Raw genomic sequence first — 1670 nt, 5'->3', positions numbered from 1 at the left:
ATTCCAAACGGATTAAAAGAAAACGGCGATTACGCTTATAATAACGATTTAATTTATCAAATAATATGTATTAAATGTATTATTTAACCTTAAATCTTTAAAAAAATTTTGAATTTTTTTAATTTTTTTTGAAATTCGTATTGATTTAAATTTTAATTTGTTATATAAAGTCTGCGTAAAATTAATTTAACAGGAGAAAGAAAATGAAAAAACTAATCATTTCTTTAGCGCTTATAAACTCTTTCTTGTTTATAAGTTGCGGAGTCGGTTCTAATTCCGACAGCTCAAAAAGTATAATCGTTTCTGGTTCTTCTTCGGTATCGCCTCTAATGTTTAAGTTGGCTGAAAAATTCGAAGAAGCGAATTCCAATTATAGCGTCACGGTTGAAACTTCCGATTCGACTATCGGAGTGAGCGACACTATAAACGGAAACAACGATATAGGCATGGCGTCAAGGAATTTAAAAGAAAACGAAGCTCCAGAATTGGACGCTTATCTTTTATGCCAAGACGGAATAGTAATCATAGCCAATAAAGATTCGAGCATAACTCAAATAAGCGAAGAAGAGTTATATAATCTTTACATAAGCAATACGGCTATAGGTTCTATTTCAAAAGCCATATCGAGAGAAGACGGTTCGGGAACGAGAAGTGCTTTTACGGATTTAACTTCCATAGGCAAAGATGCTCCTCTTCCAGCCACAGTCGAAATATTGGACGGAACGGGAAAAGTAAAAACCGCCGTTAATAGCGACTCTTCAAAACTCGGCTATATTTCTTTGGGTTCGGTTGACGACACGATTAAACCGCTTTTATACAAAGCGAAATCTCAAAGCGAATATGTCGCTCCTTCGGTGGAGAATATAAAAAGCGACTCTTACAAACTTTATCGTCCGTTTTATATTTTCACCAAAAAGGGAAAAGAGATGAGCGAAGTAACGAAAGCGTTTTTGGATTTCATTGATAGCGATGTCGGAAAGCTGGTTATTAATGAAAGCGGGTATGTGGCAAATTAGAAAACGATTAGGTCGGTATTACAATTAATTTTGTATGCCGACTTTTTTAATCAATTTGTTTGGCAATAGTTTAAGAATAAAAAGACTAAAAAATTTAAAAGAAATTATGAAAGAAAATTTTAATAAGCATTTATTTAATTCTATAATCGACAATGTTATGAAATATATATTTTTTATATGTTCTATATTTGCGGTTATCGTGGTATTTTCAATATGCATATTCATTTTTATTTATAGCGTTCCTCTATTTAGAGAAGTCGGATTTTTAGAATTCGTATTTGGGACGAATTGGCAACCTTCAAACAATAAATTTGGAATATTTCCAATGATAGTAGGCTCGCTTTATGTTACGATTCTTTCGACTTTAATCGGCGGAGGATTCGGATTATTTACGGCAATTTATATTTCGATGTTCTGCCCTAAAAAATTAAAAATAGTTTTATCTCAAATTATAGATTTGCTTGCGGGAATTCCTTCGATAGTTTACGGATTTTTTGGCATGATAGTTTTAGTTCCTTTATTAAAAAATATATCTCCAAACGGAGTAGGCGAAGGAGTTTTGGCAAGTTCCATTATTTTGGGAATAATGATACTTCCCACTATAACATCAATAAGCAGATATAATTTGGAAGCGGTTTATAAATATTATTATGA

General features: G+C 32.3%; 2 protein-coding genes. Both read left to right on the top strand.

The features are described 5' to 3' along the window. Positions 1-203: 203 nt before the first annotated feature. A complete protein-coding gene (locus tag EZH24_RS11360) occupies positions 204-1016 on the top strand; it encodes a substrate-binding domain-containing protein (protein WP_137999212.1) in 813 nt (270 codons plus the stop codon). A gap of 106 nt (positions 1017-1122) precedes the next feature. After that, the coding region (locus EZH24_RS11355) for a PstC family ABC transporter permease (RefSeq protein ID WP_419670462.1) at positions 1123-1670 on the top strand (548 nt) is incomplete at its 3' end.

The sequence above is a fragment of the Brachyspira catarrhinii genome, assembly GCF_005518285.1.
GTDB lineage: Bacteria > Spirochaetota > Brachyspiria > Brachyspirales > Brachyspiraceae > Brachyspira > Brachyspira catarrhinii.
Note: the sequence above shows the minus strand (reverse complement) of the source record. Positions and strands in the feature narration are given on the sequence as shown.